We start from the raw sequence: 26469 nt of genomic DNA on the forward strand, positions 1-26469 counted from the left end.
TATCAGTGATAGTAAGTATAACGGTGCCACCAATTTCATTACTGGTGCCTTGTAGCTCTGGGGTTAAGTCGCTAATGTCACCCACGGTTTGGAAGGTTAACGTGGGCGCTTGCGTGTCTATGGTTATAGTATCTGTAACAGTTGTGGTGTTTCCTGCTGCATCAGAGGCGCTCACTGTTACTGTATTATCACCCTCATTTAGCTCAACTTGAGGGGTTACTTCCCAGTTACCATTTGCATCAACAGTTGTAGTTAATGTTTGTTCAACTCCATTTTCATCAGTAATAACAACAATGATACTCGTGCCTATCTCTGCATCGCTAGTACCCGATATTGTTGGTGTTGCATCATTTGTTACGGTATCGAAGTCGACTGTTAAGCTTGGGCCCGCAGTATCAATATTACCTATTGCTGTGTCTGAAGCACTATTTCCTGCGGCATCTGATACTTCAGCCTCTACAGAAAAGTCACCTGAGGCCAATGCTTGAGGTAGCTCTAAACTCCAATCTCCGTCAATATCAGCTGTAGTATTAAATAAGCGAATAACGCCTTGCGAATCTGTCACTGTTAAGCTTATAACAGTGCCTGACACTACACCTGTAGCATTACCAGAAATAACTGGTGTTGTATCATTACTCGTTTCCAATTGATTAATTTGTATTGTTGGTGGTGTAATATCAATAACAGCATTGAGCTCAGCTGTAGCAGTACCACCACCTAAATCGGTCACTGTGGCATTGATTAAAACGGTACCTTCGGCAAGATCTGCAGGTGGTGTAACACTCCACAGCCCGTTAGCATCAACAAAAGTAGTTAGAGTAATTGTTGCGCCGGTAAAGTCAGTGATCTGGACATCAACTTGCGAACCCACTTGAATATTAAAAGTATCACCGTTTATTTCAGGGGTTTGATCGTTAGTTTCCCCAATAATATCTATATTAATAGTAAGTGTGCTTGTATCAATTGTTCCTGAAGTGTTTGCAGTACCTTCATTACCTGCGCTATCACTTATACTTGCAACAACAGAATAATTACCTTCGGCAAGTGCTGCTGGTACTTCAGCTGTCCAGCTTCCATCTGCAATTACTTGTGCTGTGACTGTTTGATCAACCCCGTTAGCGTCGGTTACTATTAAAGTAACTGTTGAACCAGCAGGCTCACCGCTAACCGTGCCTGAAATAGTTGGCGTCGTATCGCTAGTATTACCCAGCGTATTAATGGTTATTACTGGCGCTGATGTATCAACTGTTCCAGCTGCCGACGCTACCCCGTTATTTCCTGCAGTGTCTGTTACTGACACATCTACAGTATAATCACCCTCTCCAAGCTCATTTAATACATTGGCAGTCCAACTACCATCCGTTAATGTTTGTGCAGTAATTGTTTGTGGAATACCATTTGCACCGGTTACCGTTAGCGTCACGGTGGTACCTGTAGGCACCCCCTGTACAGAGCCCGAAATAGCAGGTGTGGTGTCGTTGGTATCTAAAAGCAGATCAATTGTGACTATCGGCGCGGAGGTATCTATTTCTCCTGTTGCAGTTGCTGTACTTTCATTCCCCTCAGTATCTGTTACTGATACGTCTACACTGTATTCGCCTTCGCTTAATTCATCTGGTACATCTGCAGTAAAGGTGCCATCAGCGAGTACTTCTGTAATAATTATTTGTTCGTTACCCGCGTCATCAGTTACGGTAATGGTAACAACCGTGCCTGCTGGCTCGCCAGTTGCGGTACCTGAAATAGTCGGTGTGGTGTCGTTGCTATCTGTCAGTGCATCTATCGTAACAGTTGGTGCAGATGTATCAATTTCTCCAACCACAGTGTCATTTGCTTCATTGCCTGCTGCATCAGTGACTGTTGCAGTAACTGTAAATTCACCTTCACTGAGACCTGTAGTAATATCTGCGGCATAAGTGCCATTGGTATTTGTAGTTGTTGTGAGCGCTTGTTGATTACCCTCGCTATCGGTAATTACTAATATAACTTCTGTTCCTGCTGGCACACCACTTACATTGCCGCTCAAAGTAGGTGTAATGTCATTTGTATCTTCAATTGGGTCAATCATTATCACTGGAGCTGTTAAATCAATTTCTCCAGTTTCACTTGCAGACGCAGTATTACCCGCAGCATCAGTTACTGTTGCAACTATACTAAACTGGCCTTCAGCTAATTCGTTACTTGCCTCGACTGACCAGCTTCCATCAGCACTAGTAATTACTTGTATGGTTTCTTCTGCACCATCGCTTCCTGTAAATATAACTGTAACTAATGCGCCAGGCTCTACGTCTTGGGTAGAACCGCTAACCGTTGGCGTTGTATCGTTAGTATCAATAATAAAATTAATACTTATAGTTAAATCGACATTACCTACTGCAGTGGCTTGCGCTTCGTTACCCGAGTCATCTATAACAGCAGCAACTACGCTAAAGTCCCCCTCAGGTAGAGGGGTTGTTACTTGTGCGCTCCACGAACCATCTTCTTGCGTCACTGCAAGTAATGTAAATGTACTGCCACCGCTTACTGTAATAGTTAAGGTAATTGTTGTACCTGCAGGCACATTGCTAGTATTACCACTTAAAAATGGAGTGGTATCATTTGTATCCGCTATTGAATTTATTTGAATAGAAATAGGCGCAAAAGTAACTTCGCCATTCGTTTGTGCCGATGCCTCATTACCTGCTGCATCGGTTACAGATGCTACAACTGTAAATTCACCGCTCGGTAGCAATTCAGTGGCATCAACACTCCATGTGCCATTTTCATTTAATAAGGTCGTTAATGTTTGCACATTACCGTTGATATCAGTTACTACAACAGTAATAACTGAACCAACAGAAGCACCTTCCACCTGACCTAAGAATGTTGGCGTAGTATCGTTTGTATCAGCAATTGCAGTAACTGTAATTTCAGGTGCGGTTAAATCAACATTCGCAACCGCTTGATCTACAGCCTGATTACCCGCTGTATCTATTGCCACTGCGCTTACATTAAACTCTCCTTCAGATAAAGGTGAGGTAGTAGTAATAACCCAATTTCCTAGCGCATCAACCTGAGTAACAATTGTTTGTACCGTACCTGCACTATCCGTTAACGTGACTGACACATTATCACCAGTGTTCAACCCAGATACAGTCCCTGTAATTGTCACTGTTTGCGAAGCAGAATCGATAACAGGATCAATAGCAATAAGCGGAGGTGTTGTATCAATTTCTATAGAAATAGTATCGTTTATAGGGTTGCCAACAGGATCTGTCGCTTCAACAACAACGGTCACAGGGCCATCCGCAACTGGAGTCGGTAAGGTTATTTCAAAGGTACCATCAGGGCCAATCACAACACTCACTACTTGAGAATTTCCATCAACATCAGTTACCGTTACATTAACCGTTTCGCCAATTAAGTTTTCACTCGTACCGGTAATTGTTGGTTGTGATGAATTAGTAACGCCCTGCTCATTAAGTGAAATAGAAGCTGTAGTTGCGTCAGGCACAATACCATCAGAGGTGTCTCTTAAATTAAAAGCTTCAGTAACGCTTTGATCAAAAGACGAGTCAAAAGTAACACTATTAGGATCAACACTTTCAGAAATTCGAGTTAATTGTACAAACGAGCTACCTCCACCTGCACCCGCAGCGTTACCACCACCAGCAGCTGTTGCTTCTAAATTATCTAAAATGTCCCCATCACCCTCTAATGCATCTAAAAAATCAGTTACATCTGAATTAGCTGCTGTTGATGAGTTTTGTTCTGTACCTAAGCTTGCGATTGCTTCATCTAAACTTTCGTCAAAAACGGTTGTTTCGCTAGAGTCTCTTGCTTCTTTAGCTAGTAGATCTGGGGTTATTTTTACTTTTTGGTTTGCGGGTATAGATAAGGTTTCACCTTGTACATCTAGTTGTAAAGATGACTTTATCGCTGTCACAACTAAATCACCTACGGTAATAATGTCACCAATGTTTAATGCCCGTATTGAACCATCATCCAACACAACACCAGCAGAACCCTGAATATCAATAACTAACAGTTGATTTGCTTCCATTTAGGTACCCTCAAACTTTTTAAAATAACAATCTTATAAATTAAAGGTAGAACAAAAAAAACATACAGATACTGTACCCAAGTACAGGTTTAGGAGAAAAAATAAAAATCGACGAGAAAGTGGTAGAAATTTTTTATGCTAATCAAAATGATTAGTTGCAAAAATAGTATTCCTTTACTAGATATTAATTAAGTATTTGCAGTCTGAACTAAGTATAAGAGGCCGAAATGATTACAAAAAATACTTTTAAAAAGCACCAAGGAACTATGGTAATCGGATTAATGATTACAGCCGTAACTTTATCAAACTACGTGCATGCAAACGAACAATCAGCAATGCCACTTACATACGTCTCAAGTAAAGCGATTGAAAACAATCCTGAAGTACAAGAAGCATGGCATGCTTTTAAATCTTCTATTTATGGAGTGGATGCTGCCCGTTCAGGTTATTTACCAAGTGTTGATGTATCAGCAAGTGCAGGATATGAAAGAAGAAATTACGGTATTGAAGAAGAATATAACCGTAATACAGCCGAATTAAGCGTTACTCAAATGCTTTATGACGGTTTTAGAACATCTAATACAGTTGACCGTTTTAAACGTATTCAACTTATTAGGTACTTTGAGCTTATTTCTCAAACAGAACAAACAGCACTTGAAGCCTCGATTGCACTACTTGACGTACAAAAATTCAAAGAGTTAGTACAACTTGCAGAAGCTAATTTACAAGAGCACGAGTCTGTATACCAACAAATAGAGCAAAGCGTAAGCGCCGGTGTAGCGCGCGCAGCAGACCTAGAACAAATTAGTGGCCGTTTATCTCTAGCGCAATCTAATGTATTAACGGAGTACTCAAATTTACATGATGTAAGCGCTCGCTACCTAAGAGTTGTAGGTGAGCTACCTATGAACGATATAAAGCAAGCTGACCTTGATGAAAACAATATACCAATTTCGGTTAACCAAGCGCTAGACGTCGCCTACAAAAACAGCCCTTCATTTTATGCCTCTTTGTATAATATTGAAGCGCAAAAGGCGAACGCCAAAGCACAAAAAGCGGCCTTTCATCCTAACGTAGATTTATCTGCCCGCTACGGTAGCCAAGATAGAGATGAGCTTGGTCAAAATGAAACCAGAACAGAAGCGCGAGTCGGCATAGATATTAGTTATAACTTGTATAACGGTGGTCTTGATAGCGCTAATTTAGAACAAGCTTATCAAGATATAAACATTGCAAAATATCAACGAGATCAAGCCTGTATTGATATTCGTCAAAGTCTGCAAATTGCCTACTACAACGTCACTATACTAGAGCAAAAGTTGCCAGCGCTTAATCAACACCGCGAATCATCAACTAAAGTTAAAATTGCATATAAAGATCAATTTGATATAGGCCAACGAACTCTACTAGACGTACTTGATGCCGAAAACGAATCGTTCCAATCAACACGTTCATACATAGTTGCGCTATACGACCGCCAATCAGCAATTTTAACTATGCTAAAAGAAATGGGGAAATTATTGCCAGCACTTGACGTAATGTCAGGTAAATACCCTACATTAAAAGAGCTAACTGACGATCCTATTGTGCATAACGCACAAAATATTTGTCCGAGTTACGATGTAGCAACCACCTTTAGCCGCAAGGCATTTCTACAAAAAAAAGCGAAGCAAGATAATGCCTACATGAGTGTAACCGCTATGCCAAGGTACTTAGATATACCGTTGGAAACCGACACTACACAAAGTAGCTTTTTAGATGATGATGGTGACGGCGTACCAAACGAGCAAGACACTTGTCCGAGTACGCCGCTGTCAACTAATGTTGATTTATCTGGCTGTACAATTTATAGCGCATCAACCTCGAATATAGAGATTGGTATCCCTTTTTCTGCTGACTCAAGCGATGTAAGGTCTCAATATATTCAAGAAATTAGTCGGCTTGCAGATTTTTTAAAAGAAAACCCAAATAAGCAGGTTGAAATACAAGGTCATGCTTCTCTAGATGGAGATCGAACATATAACCGCAAACTATCTGAAAAACGTGCGTTTGCCGTTGCTGAAATTCTAATTAAACAATTCGATATAAAACCAAAACGTGTTAAATCGTTCGGGTACGGTATTGATCAACCTCGAGTAAACGAAATATCAGTAAGAGCAAATGCTGCGAATCGACGTATCGAAGCTGTAATTACTGATAGCTAAGTCAATTAACGTTATGTAAATAACTAGGGTCTGTTGATCTTTGCGGATTAAAATTTGTTCAAACTAGGGGCTGTTTAATCGCGGCGCGAGATTTGTAACCTAGTGGGCTAAGTAAAAACCGAGCAACAAAGAGTAAATAGCCCCTAGGAAGAACCCTTTGGGCAGCGCCTGTTTGGCATTAATGCTACGTTATCACCCATTTATGGGGAATAACCACACTGCATAGGCTCTGCCTTGCCTAAATACCAAACAGACTGCTGCAAATTTAACCTGAAAGATCAACAGACCCTAAACTCGGCTTGAAATATTTAAGCTAAATTTATTTCTCGAGTTTAGGTTTAGTAGTAACAACCGCATGCAGTTCTACATAACATTGGATGGTTTATGGAATTAAACGATGTACTTGATCACGGTGGCATACTCGTTGACTGCCTAGCAGTTTTATGTCGCCATCATGATAAAGAGTTTTCAAGAGAAGCACTATTAAATGGACTTCCTCTAACTGATGGAAATCTTACTCCATCAGGTTTTTCGCGCGCAGCTAAGCGCATTGGCTTTAAATCGAAAGTAGTTAATAAGCCACTACAAAAAATTAATACAGCACTGCTACCTGCCATCTTAATTTTAAAAGACAATCAAGCCTGTGTTATTAATTCTATTGATTACGATAAGCAGTTGGTGAGTGTAATTTATCCAGAGCTTACCGAATCAGTTATCGAACAAAGCATTGATGAATTAGCAGGCAACAGTGTTGGTTTAATTATTTATGCACAACCAGAATTTGCATTTGATGAGCGAACACCTGTACTTGAAAAACTATCAAAAGACGGATGGTTTTGGGGAGTAATTAAAGAGTGCCGCTCACTTTATAAAGACGTAATCATTTCAGCTATTGCGTTGGGCTTTTTGTCGGTTGCCATGCCTTTATTTGTAATGAATGTATATGACCGCGTAGTGCCCAACCATGCAACAGAAACCCTTTGGGTACTTGCCATTGGTATTTTGATAGCACTCACTGCTGACTTTGTTTTACGCTTAGTAAGAGGCTATTTTGTAGAGCTTGCTGCAAGCAGAATAGATGTAAAAGTATCGGCTGTAATTATGGAGCGGGTATTAGGTATGAAACTAAAAAACCGTCCATCATCAGCTGGCTCCTTTGCTAGCAATATTCAATCATTTGAAGCTGTACGTAACTTTTTTAGCTCCATAACGCTTGTCGCATTAGTCGACTTACCATTCGTAGTTTTATATTTAATTGTTATCGCCATTATTGGCGTACCTCTAAGTTTACCCATTATAGCGGGCGCACTTATATTATTAGCTTACGCTATAGCCGCACACCGCAAACTTGAAGCCCTTTCAGAGCAAACAATGAAAGCAAGCTCAATGCGAAATGCAGTATTAGTAGAAAGTTTAACCAGCATTGAAGATGTAAAAAGCTTTCACTCAGAGTGTAAAACACAATCTGTATGGGAAAAGTCGACCATTTACATTGCGCAAGTAAACGCACAAAGTCGACTCGTTTCTAGCTCTATATCAAATACAGCATCGTGGATACAGCAATGTGTAGGCGTGATAATAATGATAATAGGCGTACACCTCGTTATTGAAGGTGAGCTAACTCAAGGCGGATTAATTGCAGCCTACTTATTATCATCTCGTGCTATGGGCCCTATTGGGCAGTCAGCCGCTGTTTTAGCGCAATATCATCATGCCGCAATAGCAATGCAGTCACTAAATGAGATTATGGAAAAAGAGGTCGAGCGCCCACCTGGTAAGCATTGGTTAAGCCACCCTATTTTAAAGGGCGATATAGAATTTAAAGATGTATGTTTTAAATACTCTGACGAATCTCATAATGCACTCAACGGCGTTAGCTTTAAAATTAAAGCTGGTGAAAAAGTCGCAATTTTAGGACGTAATGGCTCAGGTAAAAGTACATTAGAAAAGCTTATCTTAGGGCTATATGAACCCTGTTCAGGAGCAATTTTGATGGACAATAACGATATACATCAAATTGACCCTGCAGAGCTTCGCCATAATATTGGTTATGTACCGCAAACCGTTGCCCTGTTTTATGGGACCTTAAAAGACAACCTTACGATAAGCGCTTGGCATGCCAAAGACGAGCAAATTATTGAAGCCTGTGAGCGAAGCCAATTATTTGATTTAATTAATTCGCACCCAGACGGATTTGATCTACAAGTAGGCGAGCAAGGCCGCCAATTATCAGGAGGGCAACGCCAAGCTGTAGGTATGGCAAGAGCCATAATTAACGACCCACCAATACTATTACTAGATGAGCCAACTTCATCGCTAGATCACAATAGTGAAAGTAAAATTATTAACAATTTAAAAAATTATTCTAAAGATAAAACCCTAATTGTAGTGACTCATCGCTCATCATTACTCGAGCTTGTTGACCGTATTATAGTTTTAGATAACGGAAAAGTAGTTGCTGATGGACCAAAACAAAAAGTAATTGCGGCGTTAAATAATAAAACCGTGGAGCAAGCCTCATGAGTGATAACAAAAAACCACTTGAACAACGCTCTTTTGAATCTGTTAGCAAAGCAATAGAAGCAAGAAAACAAGGTAAGCCATCCGTATTTAATAAACTATTTAAAGGATGGATTTCACCGCCAAATACTCAAGACTGGGTAGTAGATGCACAGTGGGAAAAAATGCAGCAGGAACCAGCAAGCGCTAGGTTACTACTTTATCTAATTTGTTTAACGTTTATATGCCTTATTGTGTGGTCTGGCTTTGCTAATTTGGATGAAGTTGCTCGTGGCGAGGGCCGTGTTATTCCCTCTAATAAATTACAGCTTATTCAATCTTATGACGGCGGTATGGTCGAAAAAATAAATGTCCGAGAAGGCCAAATAGTAAACGAGGGGGATGTACTCATTAAAATAGACCCTACCCGCTTTATTTCTAGCTTTAGAGAAAATCAATCCAAGGTTGAATCGTTAAGTGCAAAAGTTGCGAGGCTCAGAGCGCTCACTCAAAAAAAGGAGCTCGTATTTAACGAAGATGTTATAAAAAATGCACCTCAGGTGGTTCAACACGAACGCTCTCTTTATTTGAGTAACAGCCAAGAGTTGGAGCAACAGGTAAGTATACACAAACGCCAACTAGAGCAGCGACACCAAGATTATATTGAAGCAAAAGCGGCACTTCAGCAGCATACCAGCGCGCTACGCTTAACAAACAGGGAGCTTAAAGTGACCCGCCCATTGTTACGCACCGGTGCTATTTCGGATATAGATATTATTCGTTTAGAGCGTCAAATAGTTGATTTAAACGGCGAGATAAACAGAACCAAAGCAGTTATAAATAGGAGTCTTTCGGCCATTAACGAAGCTAAAAATAAGGTAACCGAAGTTGAGCTCGTTATGATTAACCGCTGGAACAATGAACTCTCCGAAGCGCTACTGCGACTAGATTCAATTAAAGAAACTGAATCTGGCTTAGCCGATAAAGTAACTCAAACTGAAATACGCTCTCCTGTTAAAGGCACTGTACAACGATTATTAGTTAATACTGTTGGCGGTATTTTACAGCCAGGTAGTGATGTTATGGAAATTGTCCCGCTTGACGATCAACTTGTAGTAGAGGCAAAAATCCCGCCTAAAGACATTGCATTTTTACGCCCTGGGCAATCTGCAATGATAAAATTTAGTGCCTACGACTTTGCCGTATATGGTGGCCTTGAAGCCGAAGTATTACATATAAGTGCCGATACAATTACAGATGACCGCGAGAATACCTTTTATTTGGTGCAGCTAAAAACCACCAAAAATAATTTTTCAAAAGAGCTGACTATTATTCCAGGAATGACCACTCAAGTGGATATTATTACCGGTAAAAAAACCGTACTTGAGTATATTTTAAAACCGGTTCTTAGAGCTACATCGCAAGCAATGACAGAGCGTTAAAACATTTTATAAATGGAGAAGTAATGCGCCAAAGTATTTTTATTACACAGCCTGAATTTGAATCGAAACACTGGCATACAGCGTTTCCTGGTTGTTTGATATTCACAAAAGAACCACACAGAGTCACGGCATCAAGTATTATTTGGGTTTTAGCCGGCACACCTAATTGGCTTGAGCTTGTTAAAAAGTATTCTCAGCAACGTTTACTGGTTATAGTTATGACTAACGAACTAGAAATAAATCAACTAAGAAGTGCGCTTGAAGCAGGAGCTAGGGGGTACGTAGAAGCACTCGCTACTAAAGTAATTATTGAACAAGTACTTGAGACAATTTGTACCGGCGGAATATGGTTACCAGGGCAATTACTATCTAACTTAGTAGGAGCTTTATCAAATACACCGTTTAAATATGCGAGCACATGCGAGCTTGATGTACTCACAAAGCGAGAACGTCAAGTAGTTGATATTGTTGTAACAGGTGCAACTAATAAGCAAGCTGCAGAATCTTTAAATATTACAGAACGCACAATTAAAGAGCATATGAGCTCTATATTTAATAAGCTAAAAGTTCGCGACCGAATTCAATTAATGTTAGTTGTAAAAGGGCATTAACCGCACAGTTAATGCCTATTACTTACTCTTTAATAACCCCATCAAAACCTAAGTTAATAAGCGTATCTATATCATCTTGGCTTGTTACACCTTGAGCCACCACTTTAATGCCAATAGAATGCGCTAACGTGCACACTCCTCGCAGAAATGTTTGGTTATCTAGGCTGTAACTAATATTGTGTCCGTAAACGCTATCAACCTTAATCATTTCAAGACCAAATTCCTGAATTTTATTAATTTTAGTAAATTCAGGGCCCACACGTTTTAATGCTACCTTAGCGCCCATACATCGAGCCTGCTCACAAAAATCTTTAAATATCTCAATTTCGCTAACGGCAATACTTTCACGAATATCAAAACAAATTTTAGAGGCTAAATCAGGAAACGCCGAAAGGTACGTAAGAATCGAAGCAAGTGCAGCATCATCAAGTAGCGTCTGAGCAGATAATTCAACCGAAATCAGTTCACTTGGTGGCTCAATACTATAATGAGCCACCAACGCCTTAATTAAACCCCAATCTAAACGCGCTAATAACTTTAATCGGTTAGCCCACTGGTAGTAGTAACTAGCACGGTATACTTGCCCACCAAGCTTTAGGCTCAACCCTAATTGATTTTGCATTACCTGCCCTGTAAAGCTCGTTACTGGGTAAGTATTTATTTCTAAATTATTATTGTTGAGTGCCTCTTCTATGGCATTTTTCCAGCTAGTTGCATTATCAAACAGCTCACTTTCTTGCTTGATTTGAGCTACTTTTGCTTGTACATCAGATTGTTTACCCGATGATTTTAAAAGTTCATCCGCGCGCTTTAATACATCAAATCGCGTGTCGTCTTTTTGAATATAAGTACAGCTGTGAGGTATCGCTAGCTTAACGTTTTTATACTCTTCAACAAACGATTGATGCATCAATAAAATACGTTCACTGATTGCTTGAATATCATCAATATCACTAAATAAAACGGTAAAATCGCTGTGAGAAATACGTGCAATGTAATTTTCAGAAAAGTGTTCTTGATTGCTCTCTAAGAAGCTAACCAACATCTGTGAAAATCGACGTAGAAAGTTAACCATTTCTACTCGTCCCACTTCCTCACTTACGCGATCGAGGTTAACAACCCTAAATAAAAACAAGGCACCATGGGCATGATCTTTCGATTTTTGTAAGTGAGCCTCAAGCGTTGCACCAAAGTATTCTCTATTTGCTAAACCAGTTAGCTCATCGTGTTGCGATTTAAATCTAAGCTCTTCTAAACGTTTATTATCTTCTTTAATAATACGGCTAAAACGGGTAGATAATTGGTTCATTGATTGCACTAAACGTGCAAACTCAAATGTGCGCGGAACGCTCGATTTAATAAAACGTTTTTCACCAAATGCATTAGCCTGATACACAACATCATCTAGTGGTTTTAATATCCTACTTAAAAAGTAAGCACTAACTATACAAGCAAAAAAAGCGACAATTAAAAAACTAAAAAATAGTTTAAGCGCACTTTCCCATAAGGCTTGCTCAGCATATTGACTATGACTTTCTATAAACAAAGTACCAAACTGCTGCCAACCATCATTTACTTGCCCAACCCCTGGCTGTACATTTAATCCATACATTGCTCTAAACCACTGCGGAGCCGTCGCTTCGAGTTCATCGGTAAACGTGCGTTTAACAATCACCTCACCATTAGGGTTTTGTAGTTCTATTCGCTTATAGTGACCGGTATCAAATGTGGCCGATACTAATAACTCAAGCTCAACGGGGTCCTTGTCTAATTGGCTGATCATTAACGCGAGTGAACTGGCGTTATCTACATTTTTTAAGTACAGCTGGGTCGAAAAATAACTTTTAGCCGAATTAGTGCTAATTAAAACACTACTTATAAAGCCTACAAAAATAACAATTAATAATGCAATCCACAGCTCTTGCCTGAGTGTTATTTTTCGTTTTTTAAGATACTTAGATAAGGAAAATGATGCCATTACCACATAACTCCTTCTTTGGTTGTCTGCTCCAAAATTTTACGCCAGCGTGAAAGTCTTGCTGTTGGGCTGGCTACACTTTTGGTTGAATTATTAGCCCATAAACCTTGGCTGTTAAAGCTAAAAACAGGGCTTAAATCTACACGTTTTGCAGCAGGTAAAACCTTTGTTATTAAACTGTCTAAAATAAGTGGCTGATCGTTTGGTGTAGCAAAATAACCTAACACCATATGTGCTTGCGTTTTGTTAGTGCCCGCAATTTTTGCTTTTACATAAATAAGGCGTAACTTGTCGTCACTCACCCCTAGGGCTCTCAAGCTTATATACTTTGCTATTGCGTAATCTTCACAATCACCTAAGCCTCTGCCTAACGTTTCTAAAGGGGTTGCCCAATAATCGTTTTGTTTCCATAGCAAAATATCAGTTTGGTAGCGTAAATTACGCGCAAAAAAATCATTAACAATAAGAATTTGTTGTTGCTCTGGTTTGTTTTGAGTTTGTACCAACATACTTTGCCAGTTACGTGCAACAGCCGCTCGCGCAGGTCCATATTTTTGACCCATCAGCTCAATAAAGGTATTAAATTGAATAGTTAGTCGGCTTGCAAGCACACCACTAGAGAGTACAAAAAACAGTAATAGGTAGCGCAAATTGGCTTTGCACCATATAAATAATTTAGGATTTAAATGAGTTGGCTTAAACGCCATTTACAGAGCCACTGTTAATATAAGTGGCAATAAAATACATCTGTTGAGCACTACGCAATCTGCTTAAAAATTAATCCTAACAACAGCATAGCACTCAATATAAGAGGATGAGATATTTTGAATAACTTTTTTAATCATTAGGGCGTGTTGACCTTTGTGGATTGAGATTTGTTCAATCTAGGGGCGATTAAATCGCGGCGCGAGGTTTGTAACCTAGTGGGCTAAGTAAAAACCGAGCAACAAAGAGTTGATCGTCCTTAGAAAGAACCCAAAGGGCAGCGCATGTTTGGTATTTATACTACGTTATCGCCTATTCATCGGGAATAACCACACTAAATAGGCTCCGCCTTGCCTAAAAACCAAATATACTGCTGTAAATTCACCCACCAAAGATCAACACGCCCTAGTAATAAGTTACTTTTTTAACTTCGCGTGGTTTTACTTCACCTATGTATAAATCGTGCACACGCTTCATATTAAGCTCAAGCTCGGTCACGTAAGTGTCATCTACCGCGTAAGTTTTAATTATTTGTGCACCTTTAATAAGCCCCTGCACTTTACTTTCTAAGTAATCGTCTTGAGCAATTGAACCTTCCACCGTTGTTCCTGCGGTAATTTTTTGCCCATATACTTGCTCAGTAAGCTCGCGGTAAGCCTCAAGCTTAGAAGCCTTAATTGCCATAAGTTGCTTTTGTGACAGGTTAGCGCCTTTTTGCAGGCTAATAGGTGCATACCCTATCGCTTTTAAAACGGGGTAATTATTTGGCTCTACATATTTATATTCAACATGCTTATCAAAAACGCTGCTACAACCGCCTAAGGTTAAACACCCAAGTGTAATAAGTAATGAAATTGCTCGCATAGCATCTAGCCCTTGTATAGTAATTAGCAGTACATATGCACGTTTAATGCCATTTATAGCATTACTAATAATTACCAAATAACATTGGTACAGTCCTTGCTGTACCTAGTTAATAGCTAACGTTTAATTGGAGTAAAAGTATGAAGTCGTTTTTATCATTGGCATTTGCAGGATTAAGTGTAACGGCATTATTAACCTTCTCCCCTTTTACTAAAGCACAGTGGTATGAATCAACGGGTCATGCGAACGTTCAAAATGGTGATACGAGCGCAGCTAAATCTGCCGCTATAAAAGATGCGATTACACAAGCGTTAGTGTTCTCTGGCGCACGGGTTAGCTCTGTACAAACCCTGGTAGATGGCGTGTTAATGCAAGATCAGCTAAAAATTAGCAGCCACGGCGAAATTCAAAAAATTGAACTAGTCAGCGAAAATAAATACGACAATAAATTTGCCGTTACATTACGACTCGATATTTTTTCTCAAACAGAGCAATGCCCACAAAATAGTTTTAATAAGTTTGTGGCCGTTACACAAAGCCAACTTGTTCATCGTGAACACGCCAAAATGGGTCAAATATTTGACGTAAGCAAAGCGATTAGCAAAAATATTTTTACCTCTCTACAAAAATCAAAAATGAGCGCAGTGCCTATTGCTTACTATAATAATGCAATAAGCGTTGATAAATACTTTTCGCAGCAGCACGACTATTCAAACGCTCAATTAGAAGAAATATCTTCGCGCAGTAACGCTCAATATGTCCTGCTTAGCCAAATAACCAGCCTTTCGACCAGCGACAAACTTAATAACGATTACGCATTTTGGCAAGACGAGGCGTATGAGCGCAGTTACAACATTGAATTTGCACTATTTGATGGCACTACCTATGAGCAACTTTGGCAAAATAGTTACCATACTCAAGCAATTTGGCCGTTTGAAAAAACAACCATAGTTGATGTCAATAGTGATAGATTTTGGCAATCGCCTTATGGGCAAAGCATAACCGATATCAACCAATCGGTAAGTTATGATATTCAAGCCGCCATGGCGTGTTTGCCAACTCAAGGCAAAATAATGCACATGGAAAATAGCAAAATCGTTATCAACTTAGGTAAAGCCCATGGTTTGAAAAAAGGCCAGACGCTTAGTATTGCGCATCATAACTATTTAACCGATGCCGCAGGTAATGTAATGCCGCACACTATCACCACGCTTAATGAAATTCGCGTTGAGCAGCTTTACCAGCAAACCGCAGTAGCAGTCAGTATTGACAATAAACCGCTACCTGGCGTGCAAATTAACGATGTAGTAGAAATAATCAGCCAAGATCTTTAAACCTTTTTAGCTAATTTAGCTCTTAAATTAGGGTGAGCCGATAACCACTCACCCAATTGTTCTACACCAGATAAATGCGGATAATGCTTTCTGCATGCAAACACCACATTACGCTGCTGATTAGGGAATATAGGCAAGTAATCAATCCCTACACGGTCGGTACATGCCAACTTTGGTACAAATGTAATACCGTCATCCATAGCCACTAACGCTAATAATGTTTCTAAACTATTACCTTTATACTGGTTAGATACATCGACCCCTGCAGAAAAACAAAACTTTTGGGCTTGATCTTTAAAGCAATGACCATCACTTAACATTAATAGGCTACAACCTTGCAGGTCACTAAGCGCTACTTTTTTATGTTTAGAAAGCGCGTTGTCATGTGATACAGCAACTAAAAAGTCTTCTTTGTATAAACTAATAGTATGGTAGCTTTTAAGCTCTGGTACATCGGCCAAAATAGCAAAGTCGAGTTCGCCGCTATCAAGTGCCTCTAAAATAGTGGCTGTTTGCATTTCGATAAACGAAAACTGGCTATCAATAAATGCCGCTTTCATCGATGTTAATAACGCAGGCAGTAAATACGGTGCTATGGTAGGAATAATACCAATAGTTAATTTACCTTGTAGAGGCTCGTTAGAAGTAGCTGCAAGTTCTTTGAGTATTTGCGTTTGTTCTAAAATAATCTCTATTTGCGTTAATAAACGTTCACCTTTTGCTGTTAAGGTAACTTGTTTAGTTGAACGGTCAAATAAAGTAACGCCAAGCTCATGTTCGAGTTTTTTTACTTGACCACTTAATGTAGGCTGGCTAACAAAACATGCATCGGCAGCTTTGCGAAAATGCTTGTATTGCGCTATTGCTTTTACATATTCAAAATCTTTTAAGTTCATATTCAGCTCTGCATGATAGGTTATACCTATTAGTTTAATACAAACAAACGATTGGAACTATATTTATTTATTCGCCATAATGGATCCATCAAATCAAGAGGAACAAAAACTATGTTAAACAATATCGAAGGTCAAACAATCCCAAGTGTTACATTTGCAACTCGTCAAAACGACGAATGGAAATCAGTAACTACAGATGACATTTTTAAAGGTAAAACGGTTGTCGTGTTTTCACTACCAGGTGCATTCACACCAACATGTTCATCAACTCACTTACCACGTTACAACGAATTAGCTGGCGTACTTAAGCAAAATGGCGTTGACGAAATTGTATGTTTATCAGTAAACGATACCTTTGTTATGAACGCATGGGCTGAGCATCAAGAAGCGCAAAACATTACTTTATTACCAGACGGCAACGGCGAATTTACTGACGGAATGGGCATGTTAGTAGACAAGAACGACCTAGGCTTTGGTAAGCGCAGCTGGAGATACTCTATGCTTGTTAAAGATGGCGTGATTGACAAAATGTTCATCGAACCAGATTTACCAGGTGACCCGTTTGAAGTATCTGACGCAGACACAATGCTTGATTACATCAACCCTAAGCAAGCTAAACCAGAACCAGTAAGCATCTTTACTAAACCTGGCTGTCCTTTCTGTAAAAAAGCGAAAGAGCTTCTTGCAGATAAAGGCTTCGCATATGAAGAGATTGTTATGGGTGCAGGCGCATCACTAACAAGTCTAAAAGCTGTATCTGGTCGTGACACTGTTCCACAAATATTCATTGGTGGTAAACACATCGGTGGTTCAGACGACTTAGAAAAATACTTTGCTTAATTAATAAGTAAATTAAATACCTAACGTTAGTAGGTAAAAATAGGGGCTTTTATGCCCCTATTTATTAGAGGAAAAAATACTATGAAAGAATTGCAAACCGATGTTGTTGTTATAGGCGCAGGCACTGCTGGTTTAAGTGCTTATCGTAATGCTAAACAGTTCACACAAAATGTATTAATGATCGAATCAGGCCCATACGGCACCACATGTGCACGTGTTGGTTGTATGCCAAGCAAGTTATTGATTGCAGCCGCTGAAGCTGCACACGCAATTGAAATGGCACCTGCATTTGGTGTTCATAGCTCAAAACCTATCATTGATGGCAAAGCAGTTATGGCACGCGTTAAAAGTGAACGAGATCGTTTTGCAGGATTCGTAGTAGAAGCCGTAGATGAATTACCAGATGGTGATAAAATTCGTGGTTACGCTAAATTTTTAGACACAAACCGCATACAAATAGACGACCACACAATTATTACAGCAAAACGCTTTGTAATTGCCACCGGTTCACGCCCTTCGTACCCTGGCGTATTTAATAACTTTGGCGACAAACTTATTATAAACGACGACGTATTTGATTGGGATGACCTACCAGAATCAGTCGCTGTATTTGGCCCTGGTGTAATAGGTCTTGAAATTGGCCAAGCACTTAGCCGTCTAGGCGTAAATGTAAAACTATTTGGTGTAGGCGGCGCAATTGGCCCACTTACAGATCCAGTAGTAAAAGACTATGCAAATACTGTTTTTGCTGAAGAATTTTTTGTAGATACCGACTCAAACGTATCTGACATGATGCAAGTTGGCGACAAAGCACAGCTAACTTACACCGACAAACAAGGTGAAAAACACACCGAACAGTTTGACTACGTACTTGCAGCCACAGGCCGAGTACCTAACGTAGATAAACTAGGCCTTGAAAACACCGGCATTGAACTTGATGAACGCGGCGTACCGCACGCAGACACACATACAATGCAGTGTGGTGAATCGAACATATTTATAGCAGGCGATGCGAGTAACATGCTCCCATTGTTACACGAAGCATCAGACCAAGGTGCTATTGCAGGTCAAAATGCCGGGCGCTTCCCAGATGTGCGTATAGGTCTGCGCAGAGCTAAAATTGCAGCTGTATTTAGCGACCCACAAATAGCAATGGTAGGCGAAAGCTACAAGAAAATTACCGACCGTTTAGGCCCATGCGGTTGTTTTGAAGTAGGCGAAGTCAGCTTTGAAAACCAAGGCCGTAGCCGAGTAATGCTTAAAAACAAAGGTCATATGCGTGTATATGCGGAGCAAGGCACAGGCTTATTTTTAGGTGCTGAGTTTATTGGCCCACAAGCCGAACACATCGCTCACTTATTAGCATGGGCTGTACAAAACAAAATGACCGTACCAGAAATGCTTGATATGCCATTTTACCACCCAGTAATTGAAGAAGGGTTACGTACCGCCCTTCGCGACTTAAATGCCAAACTTAAATTTGGCCCAGACATTGTAAATTCATGTATGGAATGTGGTCCAGGCGCATAACCTATTTACTACACATACAAACTTACTAAGTAAAAGCCAAAACTAACGTTTTGGCTTTTTTTTATAATTTTTTTAAGCTGACCTCTCAAAAAAAAATTTAGCTGTTACACTTAATTGATAATTCAATTAAAAAGATGGAATAGCTATGCCCAATAATAAATTTAGACTAGTCACTCGCAGCGATTTTGATGGCTTAGTTTGTGCCGTATTGCTTAAAGACTTAGACCTAATTGACGATATTTTATTTGTTCATCCAAAAGACATGCAAGATGGCAAAATAGACATTACCGAAAACGACATTACGACCAACCTCCCCTACGTTGCAGGTTGTCACATCGCATTCGATCATCACCTTAGCGAAACCGTTCGTAACTCAAGCGACATAAAAAATCATATTATTGATCCAGAAGCCCCATCAGCAGCTCGCGTAGTTTATGACTATTATGGCGGCGCTGAAAAACTTCCAAATATTTCTGTTGAAATGATGGACGCGGTAGATAAAGGCGATGCTGCTCAGTTTTCAAAAGACGAAATATTAAACCCAACCGATTGGGTATTAATGAACTTTATTATGGATGCGCGTACAGGACTTGGCCGTTTTCGCGAGTTTAAAATTTCAAATTACCAATTAATGATGAAACTGATTGATGCGTGTAAAGATCAGAGCATACAAGACATTCTAAAAATGGAAGATGTAGCCGAGCGTGTTGCTTTATATAACGAGCATAACGAAAAAGCAAAAGAGCAAATTTCTCAATGCGCTACCGTGCATAAAAACTTAGTGATCCTTGATTTAACCCAAGAAGAAACTATTTACGCCACAAATCGATTTGTTATTTATGCAATGTACCCCGACTGCAATATCTCGATTCATAAAATGTGGGGCCTTAAAAAGCAAAACGTAGTGTATGCCGTTGGTAAATCTATCACTAACCGCAGTTCGAACACCAATGTTGGCGAGCTGTGCTTAAAATATAATGGTGGTGGCCACTTAAATGCCGGTACTTGCCAAGTAGAAACAAGTAAGGCCGAAGCGGTACTGAGTGAGTTAATCAATACAATTACGAGTGATGGTTAATATTAACTTACAATAACCAGAGTCATATAATAGCTCTGGTTATTTTATTTTAGTAGAGTGAGTTTTAATCGCTCTCTTTTTCATATAAATTTCTGTAATAATAAAAGAAATAATGACCTCATGTTAGATACTAAAAACTTCGAAAAAACACTTTATCAAGATACCAAAAAAGCATTTAAAGACATCATTCAAAAATATGGTAACGATCTTTATGTAATGGGTTTTTACCACACAGGCAGCTACTCATTACTTCCAATGTTTAATACCTTATCGGATTTAAAAAAAGTATTTAAAGAAGAGTACGACAATGATGTAAGTAGTTTTTACATGGCTAAATGGAATCCAGAAGACTACCCTACGCTTGAGGATTATTCCGAATACTTTGATGAAACAACTCTAGAGTGTCAAAAACTAGAAAACAGCATTGATTTGTTTCAATCAGATATAGAAGCAATGGATAATTGGCATCAATGGCTTACAACCATGGAGAAAGTGCTCATACAATTAGATACCGAAGGAATATTTTCAAATGGTATCGAACGCGAAAAAATTACTTTAGCAATACTCGCCTATGATGAAGAAGAAAGTATTCAATTTAAAAGAATCAAACGACTTAACCCACCAACTGTTCTAGCACAAATTCAAGCTGACTTTGAAGCCATGATTACAGAGCGTGAAAAATGCGGGCAAGAAGCTTTAAACGCCTTTAATTAAAAAGTGCAACACTACTACATATACGCTATACACAAAGTATAAGGGAGGGAGGTTAAAATATAACTTATTGATTTAATTGGTAGCCCCTGCAAGAATCGAACTTGCAACTGCCCCTTAGGAGGGGGCCGTTATATCCATTTAACTAAGAGGCCACAAATAAGCTGTGTGCTTAGAAGTGTGAATTATAACGGCATCTGGTTTTTTATATCAAGCAACAACTGAACTTAATTGCTTGATAAGTATATATCTTCTTTATTTAGTACATAAATTGGGATTAGTTTTCGGCTACTAGCGACGATTTTTTTTGTATGCGCGTTAATTACACGTGTATTTACAACGACAGCATCACTGCGATAAATTAATGTACCCGCCAATACATGGCTCGCCATTTGCTCTTCGCTAAGCTTTTCAATATCGCGCGAAAAAGCAAAATCACCACGGCTATTTACATCTATTGTTTGGGTTGTTTTAAAATCAACCACGCCATAACCAAACTTTTGTAACTGATGAATTAACGTCTCAGATATTTGATTACCCAATTGATTACTTTTAGTAAGCGATGAATCAAGATCAACCAAGGTAGTAACGGCAATATTAATATTGGTGTCGGTATCACTTTCAAATTCAAGCGTATCAACCAAATCAAGTGCCATTTGCTCTACATAATTAACAAGCGTTTTATGGTGCTTAAGTGGTGTAAATTGCTGAGACGAGTCGTATTCACTTTGTGATTGTATTACTTGAGTGTTATAAACAGCATTAAGCTCATTATAACTACCGTTCACAGTGTAGTCGGTTCGCGAATCAGTATCTTCGTTATGCTCATTATTTTGTATCATTGAGCAGCCTGTTAATCCAATGAAAGTAATAAATCCAACGGTAGCATTTAGTTTATACGACATAATTAGCCTCACTTGCTCGCTTGTTTCAGCATTATTCCATCAGTGCGGTAATTACTATTAAGTGCATCAACAACTGACTGTGGGATAAAACCTTGTGCAGTACCTACTACGGCTTTACTTTGAAGCCCAATAACACGTGCATTAACAAGAACTCCTCCTTGGCTACTCACTAATGTGCCAGCGAGTACATATTTAAAGTTTTGATTTTGGTTTAGCTCTAAATAATCGCGGCTTAATACAAAGTCCCCTTCTGGGGTTACACGCATGTAGTCGGTTGTTTTAAAGTCAACAACAGGTATACCAAAGTTATGTAGCTCATGCATGAAGCTTTCAGCTATTTGATTTCCCAGTAAACTACTATCACTGTAGTCATCATCTAAAAATACAAAGCTTGAAACGGCTAATGGGGTTTTTGCGTTTACATATTGTAGGTTCTCAACCATGTCTTGCATTATTCCGCGTACATAATGGTTGATGTTTTTTCGCATTGGTGGAGTTGATTTTGCACGACTATTTTGTAGAACTAGCTTCGATTGAAATAAATTATCATTCGATACTGGTTCTGCAACTCTGCGTTGATAGTTTGTCGATTGTGCTGTTTGGTTATCACTTCGAACCGAGGCTTCATTTGCACTTGTATTCATACCGTTTAGTATATGCGAACAGCCAAAGCCCAAAGGTAAGCAGAGGGTAATTAATAGATTTCTCATTTTGTGCTCCTGGTTAATATTCGCTGCGGTATAAATAACCGTCGCGTTGCTGTATTTTTTCATTACCCCACATTACATTAATTGGGATCTCTGTACTGCCTGCAGACAAGATTTGTTTATTGTTAATATTTATCAAGCGTGCATTTACAATATAAGCGTGTTGCTGACGGGTTACCGTACCAGTAATAATCAAGTCAATATTCTGACGATCGCGCAATTTATTTAAATCACGACTAAGTATACTGTCGGCATTTTCTAATAAGTTTAAGTTATTCCCCAGTCTATACTCAACAATGTTATAGCCCAAAAGAGTCATTTGAGTTAAGAGGCTTTCTTGTATTTGTTGGCTTAAACCGGCACCTTGCTCTGACATTAGTTTTGAGTCGATCTTATCTGCAAGAAAAAAACTACTTACACCAATGCGCGCATTTCTGCTGAGCGGCCTTTGAAGGCTATTAAGCTGGGCTGTTAAATTATTAACGTAGTCGTTTACTGTATAAGGTGCCATAGCTGCTTTAGGAGCATTAGTACTGATACTCGGCTCAGGCTGAGGTATTAAACTACAAGCCGCTAGATTTACAAATAATATGGGCAATAACAGGCGCATAGTTGCCATCCTCTTTAAAATATACAAGGGTTAAAGCAATAATTATGCCTAAAGGACGCTAACTGTAAGGTTATTGAACGTAATAGCTAACAGCTTATGCTACTTGCTACTTTATTAGAGCTAAATAGTCACTTTTTACATCCATTTATGTTGATATAAATACCTAACTTTAATCGATAAAAAGTTATGCTATTAATCCTTACGGTTTCTACATTTATCTAAGTGGATGAGTGTAGTGGCATAATTCTTTGATGTTTTCTCTTTTAATTCGACTGTTTTATTTTGCAATGTATTTTTAAGGCGATAATTTGCAAAGTAAATAATGCAGAGTGGTTTTTTAATATGCTTTTGTTATTGTCCATAGCATCATTAACACGACGATTCTGAACCTTATTTAATCATTTTAAATTTTGGCTCATTGCATTAATTTACTTTCAGGCTTAGGTGGCTATTCTATTTTGTTAAGAGCTTTGAAACTTGTCTGCAGAAATTTCCTGCTAGCCTAAATCAGACTTTTAATAAGAATAAATTGCGCAGTTATGTGATTCGTTTTAATTTTTTGAGATGAATTACATACTAATAAAATAAGTACAGCAGCTAGCATCATGGATTTTAAAATTATTACCTTCCCTCAAATGACGTTATTTTAGGAGTTTATATATCCCCCTCTAAACGTATTGAATTATGAAGGTCGTATATTAAGGATAAACAGATTTTAAGCTTACTTTTGTTTTAACTACAGCTTTACAGGCTTATCGGTGTAGTTACTTACTATACAATCGAGTTTATACAGCTTGAATACGCCACAGTCTGCTTTGGCATTTTTAAAATTTTTATAAGAGCCAAGCTTTAACCTGTAAAAAATTTTGCCGTTTATTTTTACGGTTTCTACATTAGTCAATATTTTATCTCTAAACAACGGCGCAGCTTTAGTATTTAGCTCTTGCCATGCTTTAATCACTCTTTGCTCTGAGTCAACCGAAGCTACTTGCAAAGCAAATACATGTTTAGGTGTATTTAATTTTACCGCTTGTTTTTTATTACTGTAGTGTTGTTTAACTTGTTGCTGCGATTTAACATTGCGCGTGTTTCGTGGTGAACTTACAAACTTGCTGCTATAACCTTGATTAGACTGCGCAATAGCTTTGCTGTTTATAATATCAATATGATTTACGAGGTAAGTTATTTCTTTTTCTAACCTTAAAATTCGCTCTATGCCTTCGCGTGCTTGTTGCCACTGCATTGCAGCATCTTTTAGCTGTGCAAGTTCAAGGGCTGTAATCGATACGTAATCAGGCGAGTTACTTTGAGGTTGCTCATCAATGGTTTTAATTTTTGGCGTAACACTACATGCAGTGCTAAATAAAAGCATTAGCGAGCAGAGTAAAAGCCTAGTGTAATTTTTTTCGTATATACACATGTATTAGTTGTCCTGAAAGCAGTATTTTTAGACTACATTTCAGTTAAACATTCTCACAAGAAAGCGTTTAACTTTATTTAGCTGTGAGCTATAAAACTTAGCTCTTAGTATGGCTATCAGTGCTTCGTAAAGCACTATATTCATACTCAACATCTTCCTTGAGAATATTATTTCATAAAAAATTAATTAACATAAACCTTACAACATAAATAACAATATGTCTGTAATGACTTAAAAACTTTTATTTTAGAGCTATTCCTTTTCTTATTTTTATCCTAATAAAACTCATAAAAAAGGCGCCGATATCGGCGCCTTTCATGTTTTACGTTAACTGTTAAATCAGTTTTTTAATAAATGATTTTAATTCATCGGCAAACTCATCGCGACGAAGTGCAAATTCAATAGTTGCTTTTAAGTAACCAATTTTACTTCCACAATCGTGGCTACGGCCTTTTATAGCGTACGCATCTACTTTTTCATGTTCCATTAACATCGCAATTGCGTCAGTTAATTGAATTTCGTCGCCTGCACCTTGCGGAGTTTTTGCAAGTAAAGGCCAGATATTTTCGCTTAATACGTACCGGCCCACTACAGCTAAGTTTGATGGAGCTTCATCTACTGGTGGCTTTTCTACCATATTAAGAATTGGCGAGCTTTCACCTTGCTTTAAGTCAACATCACCTAAATCAACCACACCAAACTGGTTCACTTGCGCCATTGGTACTGGTTCTACCATAATTTGGCTGTGCTTGGTTTTCTCAAAATTAGCGATCATTTCTGCTAAGTTATCTTTTTTAAGATCGCTCTCTACATCGTCAATAATTACATCTGGTAAAATAACTACAAACGGTTCGTTACCAATAATAGGCGCTGCACAATTAATAGCATGGCCTAAGCCTTTTGCTTCACCTTGGCGTACGTGAATAATGGTTACGTCTTTAGGGCAGATTGCTTGCACTTCGGCAAGTAGTTGCCGCTTTACACGCTTTTCTAAAGTAGCTTCTAGTTCAAAGCTCGTATCGAAGTGATTTTCGATTGAATTTTTACTAGAGTGAGTTACTAACACTATTTCTTTAATGCCTGCAGCAACGGCTTCGTTTACTACATATTGAATTAAAGGACGGTCTACCACTGGCAGCATTTCTTTAGGAATTGCTTTAGTGGCTGGTAACATACGAGTACCAAGGCCCGCTACTGGGATCACTGCTTTCATTTTATGTTTTCCTTAATCTTTTATTATACTGAAAATGGATATTGAATCGCTTCATGGCATTGATAGCCTGTTACTTCAAAGTCGTCTCGTGTTACCCACGTTTCTATGTCTTCTAATGATTTAATTTTTGGATTAATTTTTAACTGAGGTGATACAAATGGCTCACGCGTTAACTGCACATCTCGCATCAGTTCAAGTTGGTTTTCGTAAATATGTGCATTAGCAATTTTGTGGTACGCCTTACCCGCTTTGTGGCCGGTAATTTGAGCCACTAACGCAAGCAACACAAAACACTGAATTTGATTGAAATTAAGGCCAAGCGGTACATCACAGCTTCGCTGGTATGACGTTAAATATAGCGTATCGCCAAGTAGCGAAAAAGTGTGCGTATGCATACACGGCCGCAAACAACCAAGCTCAAACTCACCTGGATTATAAAACGTGATTATTTCACCACGGTCATCTATGCCATTTTTTAAGTTATTAATAACTTTGGAAAACTGATCAAGCGTTGAGCCATCTGGTCGTTGCCAACCACGGCCTTGTACGCCATAAACACGGCCCATATCGTCCTCGCCTTTACGGTGAGGATTATTAAGCCATGCATTGTTATCGTTTGCGTTAGCATCCCACGTTTTACAGCCAATCTTACGAAACTGCTCAGCGCTGTCGTAACCACGTAAATACCCTAGTAACTCAGCAATCGCTGCTTTGTAGTAACTTTTACGCGTCGTGATCATTGGAAACTTATTATTAGCCACATCGTATTCTAAATCGGCATTAATAACGGTTAAACAACGCGTACCTGTACGTTTGTTTTCGACCCACTGACCTTCGTCAACAATACGCTGACATAATTTTAAATATTGTTTCATGCTTT

General features: G+C 38.9%; 20 protein-coding genes and 1 tRNA gene. 9 read left to right on the top strand and 12 right to left on the bottom strand.

Annotated elements, in window-relative coordinates:
• On the bottom strand, window positions 1–4042 hold a 4042-nt coding region (locus I6F40_RS04110; RefSeq protein ID WP_197192530.1), incomplete at its 3' end, for a retention module-containing protein.
• 227 nt (window positions 4043–4269) lie between these two features.
• Between I6F40_RS04110 and I6F40_RS04115 the strand changes: the two genes are divergently transcribed.
• From I6F40_RS04115 to I6F40_RS04130, 4 genes are all read left to right on the top strand, one after another.
• A complete protein-coding gene (locus tag I6F40_RS04115) occupies window positions 4270–6246 on the top strand; it encodes a TolC family outer membrane protein (RefSeq protein ID WP_166377232.1) in 1977 nt (658 codons plus the stop codon).
• 384 nt (window positions 6247–6630) lie between these two features.
• Entirely contained in the window at window positions 6631–8769 is a 2139-nt protein-coding gene (locus I6F40_RS04120; RefSeq protein ID WP_165740754.1) for a type I secretion system permease/ATPase, read from the top strand.
• Window positions 8766–10187 carry an HlyD family type I secretion periplasmic adaptor subunit gene (locus I6F40_RS04125; protein WP_024608819.1) on the top strand — a complete coding sequence of 474 codons (1422 nt, stop codon included), beginning with the start codon at window positions 8766–8768 and terminating at the stop codon, window positions 10185–10187. The genes I6F40_RS04120 and I6F40_RS04125 overlap by 4 nt, the downstream gene beginning before the upstream one ends.
• A 23-nt stretch (window positions 10188–10210) precedes the next feature.
• On the top strand, window positions 10211–10798 hold the full coding sequence (locus I6F40_RS04130; RefSeq protein ID WP_010553236.1) for a response regulator transcription factor: 588 nt from the start codon (window positions 10211–10213) through the stop codon (window positions 10796–10798).
• Between the two features lie 22 nt (window positions 10799–10820).
• Here I6F40_RS04130 and I6F40_RS04135 read toward each other — a convergent pair whose 3' ends face one another.
• From I6F40_RS04135 to I6F40_RS04145, 3 genes are all read right to left on the bottom strand, one after another.
• On the bottom strand, window positions 10821–12776 hold the full coding sequence (locus I6F40_RS04135) for a bifunctional diguanylate cyclase/phosphodiesterase (protein ID WP_166377234.1): 1956 nt from the start codon (window positions 12774–12776) through the stop codon (window positions 10821–10823).
• Window positions 12776–13483, bottom strand: a complete 708-nt coding sequence (locus I6F40_RS04140; RefSeq protein ID WP_166377236.1) for a transglutaminase-like cysteine peptidase — start codon at window positions 13481–13483, stop codon at window positions 12776–12778. Before I6F40_RS04140 ends, I6F40_RS04135 begins: the two co-directional genes overlap by 1 nt.
• 403 nt (window positions 13484–13886) lie before the next feature.
• Window positions 13887–14345 (bottom strand): LPP20 family lipoprotein, encoded by a 459-nt coding sequence (locus I6F40_RS04145; RefSeq protein ID WP_024593173.1) that lies wholly within the window; start codon window positions 14343–14345, stop codon window positions 13887–13889.
• Between the two features lie 140 nt (window positions 14346–14485).
• On the opposite strand from I6F40_RS04145, the gene I6F40_RS04150 reads away from it, so the two are divergent.
• A complete protein-coding gene (locus I6F40_RS04150; RefSeq protein ID WP_197192531.1) occupies window positions 14486–15679 on the top strand; it encodes a flagellar assembly protein FlgT in 1194 nt (397 codons plus the stop codon).
• Here the strand turns inward: I6F40_RS04150 and I6F40_RS04155 are convergent.
• Window positions 15676–16575 (bottom strand): LysR substrate-binding domain-containing protein, encoded by a 900-nt coding sequence (locus tag I6F40_RS04155; protein ID WP_197179215.1) that lies wholly within the window; start codon window positions 16573–16575, stop codon window positions 15676–15678. The two genes, I6F40_RS04150 and I6F40_RS04155, sit on opposite strands and share 4 nt — an antisense overlap.
• 111 nt (window positions 16576–16686) lie before the next feature.
• Between I6F40_RS04155 and I6F40_RS04160 the strand changes: the two genes are divergently transcribed.
• From I6F40_RS04160 to I6F40_RS04175, 4 genes are all read left to right on the top strand, one after another.
• Window positions 16687–17415 (top strand): glutathione peroxidase, encoded by a 729-nt coding sequence (locus tag I6F40_RS04160; RefSeq protein ID WP_197192532.1) that lies wholly within the window; start codon window positions 16687–16689, stop codon window positions 17413–17415.
• 81 nt (window positions 17416–17496) lie between these two features.
• Window positions 17497–18945: a dihydrolipoyl dehydrogenase gene (locus tag I6F40_RS04165; protein WP_166377240.1), complete on the top strand. Its 1449-nt coding sequence runs from the start codon at window positions 17497–17499 to the stop codon at window positions 18943–18945.
• A 145-nt stretch (window positions 18946–19090) separates the two neighbouring features.
• Entirely contained in the window at window positions 19091–20023 is a 933-nt protein-coding gene (locus I6F40_RS04170) for an exopolyphosphatase (RefSeq protein ID WP_166377242.1), read from the top strand.
• 120 nt (window positions 20024–20143) lie between these two features.
• Entirely contained in the window at window positions 20144–20737 is a 594-nt protein-coding gene (locus tag I6F40_RS04175) for a DUF4303 domain-containing protein (RefSeq protein ID WP_166377244.1), read from the top strand.
• Window positions 20738–20814: 77 nt separating this feature from the next.
• On the opposite strand, the gene I6F40_RS04180 is transcribed toward I6F40_RS04175, so the two are convergent.
• The 7 genes from I6F40_RS04180 to I6F40_RS04210 all read right to left on the bottom strand — a co-directional run bounded on the left by I6F40_RS04180 (window position 20815) and on the right by I6F40_RS04210 (window position 26464).
• A tRNA-Arg gene (locus tag I6F40_RS04180) sits at window positions 20815–20889 on the bottom strand.
• Window positions 20890–20961: 72 nt separating this feature from the next.
• Entirely contained in the window at window positions 20962–21639 is a 678-nt protein-coding gene (locus tag I6F40_RS04185; protein ID WP_166377254.1) for a FlgO family outer membrane protein, read from the bottom strand.
• Window positions 21640–21647: 8 nt separating this feature from the next.
• Entirely contained in the window at window positions 21648–22349 is a 702-nt protein-coding gene (locus I6F40_RS04190; RefSeq protein WP_197192533.1) for a FlgO family outer membrane protein, read from the bottom strand.
• A 13-nt stretch (window positions 22350–22362) separates the two neighbouring features.
• Window positions 22363–22956, bottom strand: coding sequence for a FlgO family outer membrane protein (locus I6F40_RS04195; protein ID WP_166377256.1), 594 nt, complete (start codon window positions 22954–22956; stop codon window positions 22363–22365).
• Window positions 22957–23692: 736 nt separating this feature from the next.
• Window positions 23693–24376 carry an SPOR domain-containing protein gene (locus I6F40_RS04200; protein ID WP_166377257.1) on the bottom strand — a complete coding sequence of 228 codons (684 nt, stop codon included), beginning with the start codon at window positions 24374–24376 and terminating at the stop codon, window positions 23693–23695.
• Between the two features lie 334 nt (window positions 24377–24710).
• Window positions 24711–25589 carry a UTP--glucose-1-phosphate uridylyltransferase GalU gene (galU, locus tag I6F40_RS04205; protein ID WP_197192534.1) on the bottom strand — a complete coding sequence of 293 codons (879 nt, stop codon included), beginning with the start codon at window positions 25587–25589 and terminating at the stop codon, window positions 24711–24713.
• 23 nt (window positions 25590–25612) lie between these two features.
• Window positions 25613–26464, bottom strand: a complete 852-nt coding sequence (locus I6F40_RS04210; protein ID WP_197192535.1) for a thymidylate synthase — start codon at window positions 26462–26464, stop codon at window positions 25613–25615.
• Between the last annotated feature and the right edge of the window lie 5 nt (window positions 26465–26469).

Source organism: Pseudoalteromonas sp. SWXJ133 (assembly GCF_015864365.1).
Taxonomy (GTDB): Bacteria; Pseudomonadota; Gammaproteobacteria; order Enterobacterales; family Alteromonadaceae; genus Pseudoalteromonas; species Pseudoalteromonas arctica.

What these genes read in the sequence shown, in the direction of transcription:
- I6F40_RS04115 (WP_166377232.1), top strand. Translation starts at nt 4,270, where the DNA reads ATGATTACAAAAAATACTTTTAAAAAGCACCAAGGAACTATGGTAATC.
- I6F40_RS04120 (WP_165740754.1), top strand. Translation starts at nt 6,631, where the DNA reads ATGGAATTAAACGATGTACTTGATCACGGTGGCATACTCGTTGACTGC.
- I6F40_RS04125 (WP_024608819.1), top strand. Translation starts at nt 8,766, where the DNA reads ATGAGTGATAACAAAAAACCACTTGAACAACGCTCTTTTGAATCTGTT.
- I6F40_RS04130 (WP_010553236.1), top strand. Translation starts at nt 10,211, where the DNA reads ATGCGCCAAAGTATTTTTATTACACAGCCTGAATTTGAATCGAAACAC.
- I6F40_RS04135 (WP_166377234.1), bottom strand. Translation starts at nt 12,776, where the DNA reads ATGGCATCATTTTCCTTATCTAAGTATCTTAAAAAACGAAAAATAACA.
- I6F40_RS04140 (WP_166377236.1), bottom strand. Translation starts at nt 13,483, where the DNA reads ATGGCGTTTAAGCCAACTCATTTAAATCCTAAATTATTTATATGGTGC.
- I6F40_RS04145 (WP_024593173.1), bottom strand. Translation starts at nt 14,345, where the DNA reads ATGCGAGCAATTTCATTACTTATTACACTTGGGTGTTTAACCTTAGGC.
- I6F40_RS04150 (WP_197192531.1), top strand. Translation starts at nt 14,486, where the DNA reads ATGAAGTCGTTTTTATCATTGGCATTTGCAGGATTAAGTGTAACGGCA.
- I6F40_RS04155 (WP_197179215.1), bottom strand. Translation starts at nt 16,575, where the DNA reads ATGAACTTAAAAGATTTTGAATATGTAAAAGCAATAGCGCAATACAAG.
- I6F40_RS04160 (WP_197192532.1), top strand. Translation starts at nt 16,687, where the DNA reads ATGTTAAACAATATCGAAGGTCAAACAATCCCAAGTGTTACATTTGCA.
- I6F40_RS04165 (WP_166377240.1), top strand. Translation starts at nt 17,497, where the DNA reads ATGAAAGAATTGCAAACCGATGTTGTTGTTATAGGCGCAGGCACTGCT.
- I6F40_RS04170 (WP_166377242.1), top strand. Translation starts at nt 19,091, where the DNA reads ATGCCCAATAATAAATTTAGACTAGTCACTCGCAGCGATTTTGATGGC.
- I6F40_RS04175 (WP_166377244.1), top strand. Translation starts at nt 20,144, where the DNA reads ATGTTAGATACTAAAAACTTCGAAAAAACACTTTATCAAGATACCAAA.
- I6F40_RS04185 (WP_166377254.1), bottom strand. Translation starts at nt 21,639, where the DNA reads ATGTCGTATAAACTAAATGCTACCGTTGGATTTATTACTTTCATTGGA.
- I6F40_RS04190 (WP_197192533.1), bottom strand. Translation starts at nt 22,349, where the DNA reads ATGAGAAATCTATTAATTACCCTCTGCTTACCTTTGGGCTTTGGCTGT.
- I6F40_RS04195 (WP_166377256.1), bottom strand. Translation starts at nt 22,956, where the DNA reads ATGCGCCTGTTATTGCCCATATTATTTGTAAATCTAGCGGCTTGTAGT.
- I6F40_RS04200 (WP_166377257.1), bottom strand. Translation starts at nt 24,376, where the DNA reads ATGTGTATATACGAAAAAAATTACACTAGGCTTTTACTCTGCTCGCTA.
- galU (WP_197192534.1), bottom strand. Translation starts at nt 25,589, where the DNA reads ATGAAAGCAGTGATCCCAGTAGCGGGCCTTGGTACTCGTATGTTACCA.
- I6F40_RS04210 (WP_197192535.1), bottom strand. Translation starts at nt 26,464, where the DNA reads ATGAAACAATATTTAAAATTATGTCAGCGTATTGTTGACGAAGGTCAG.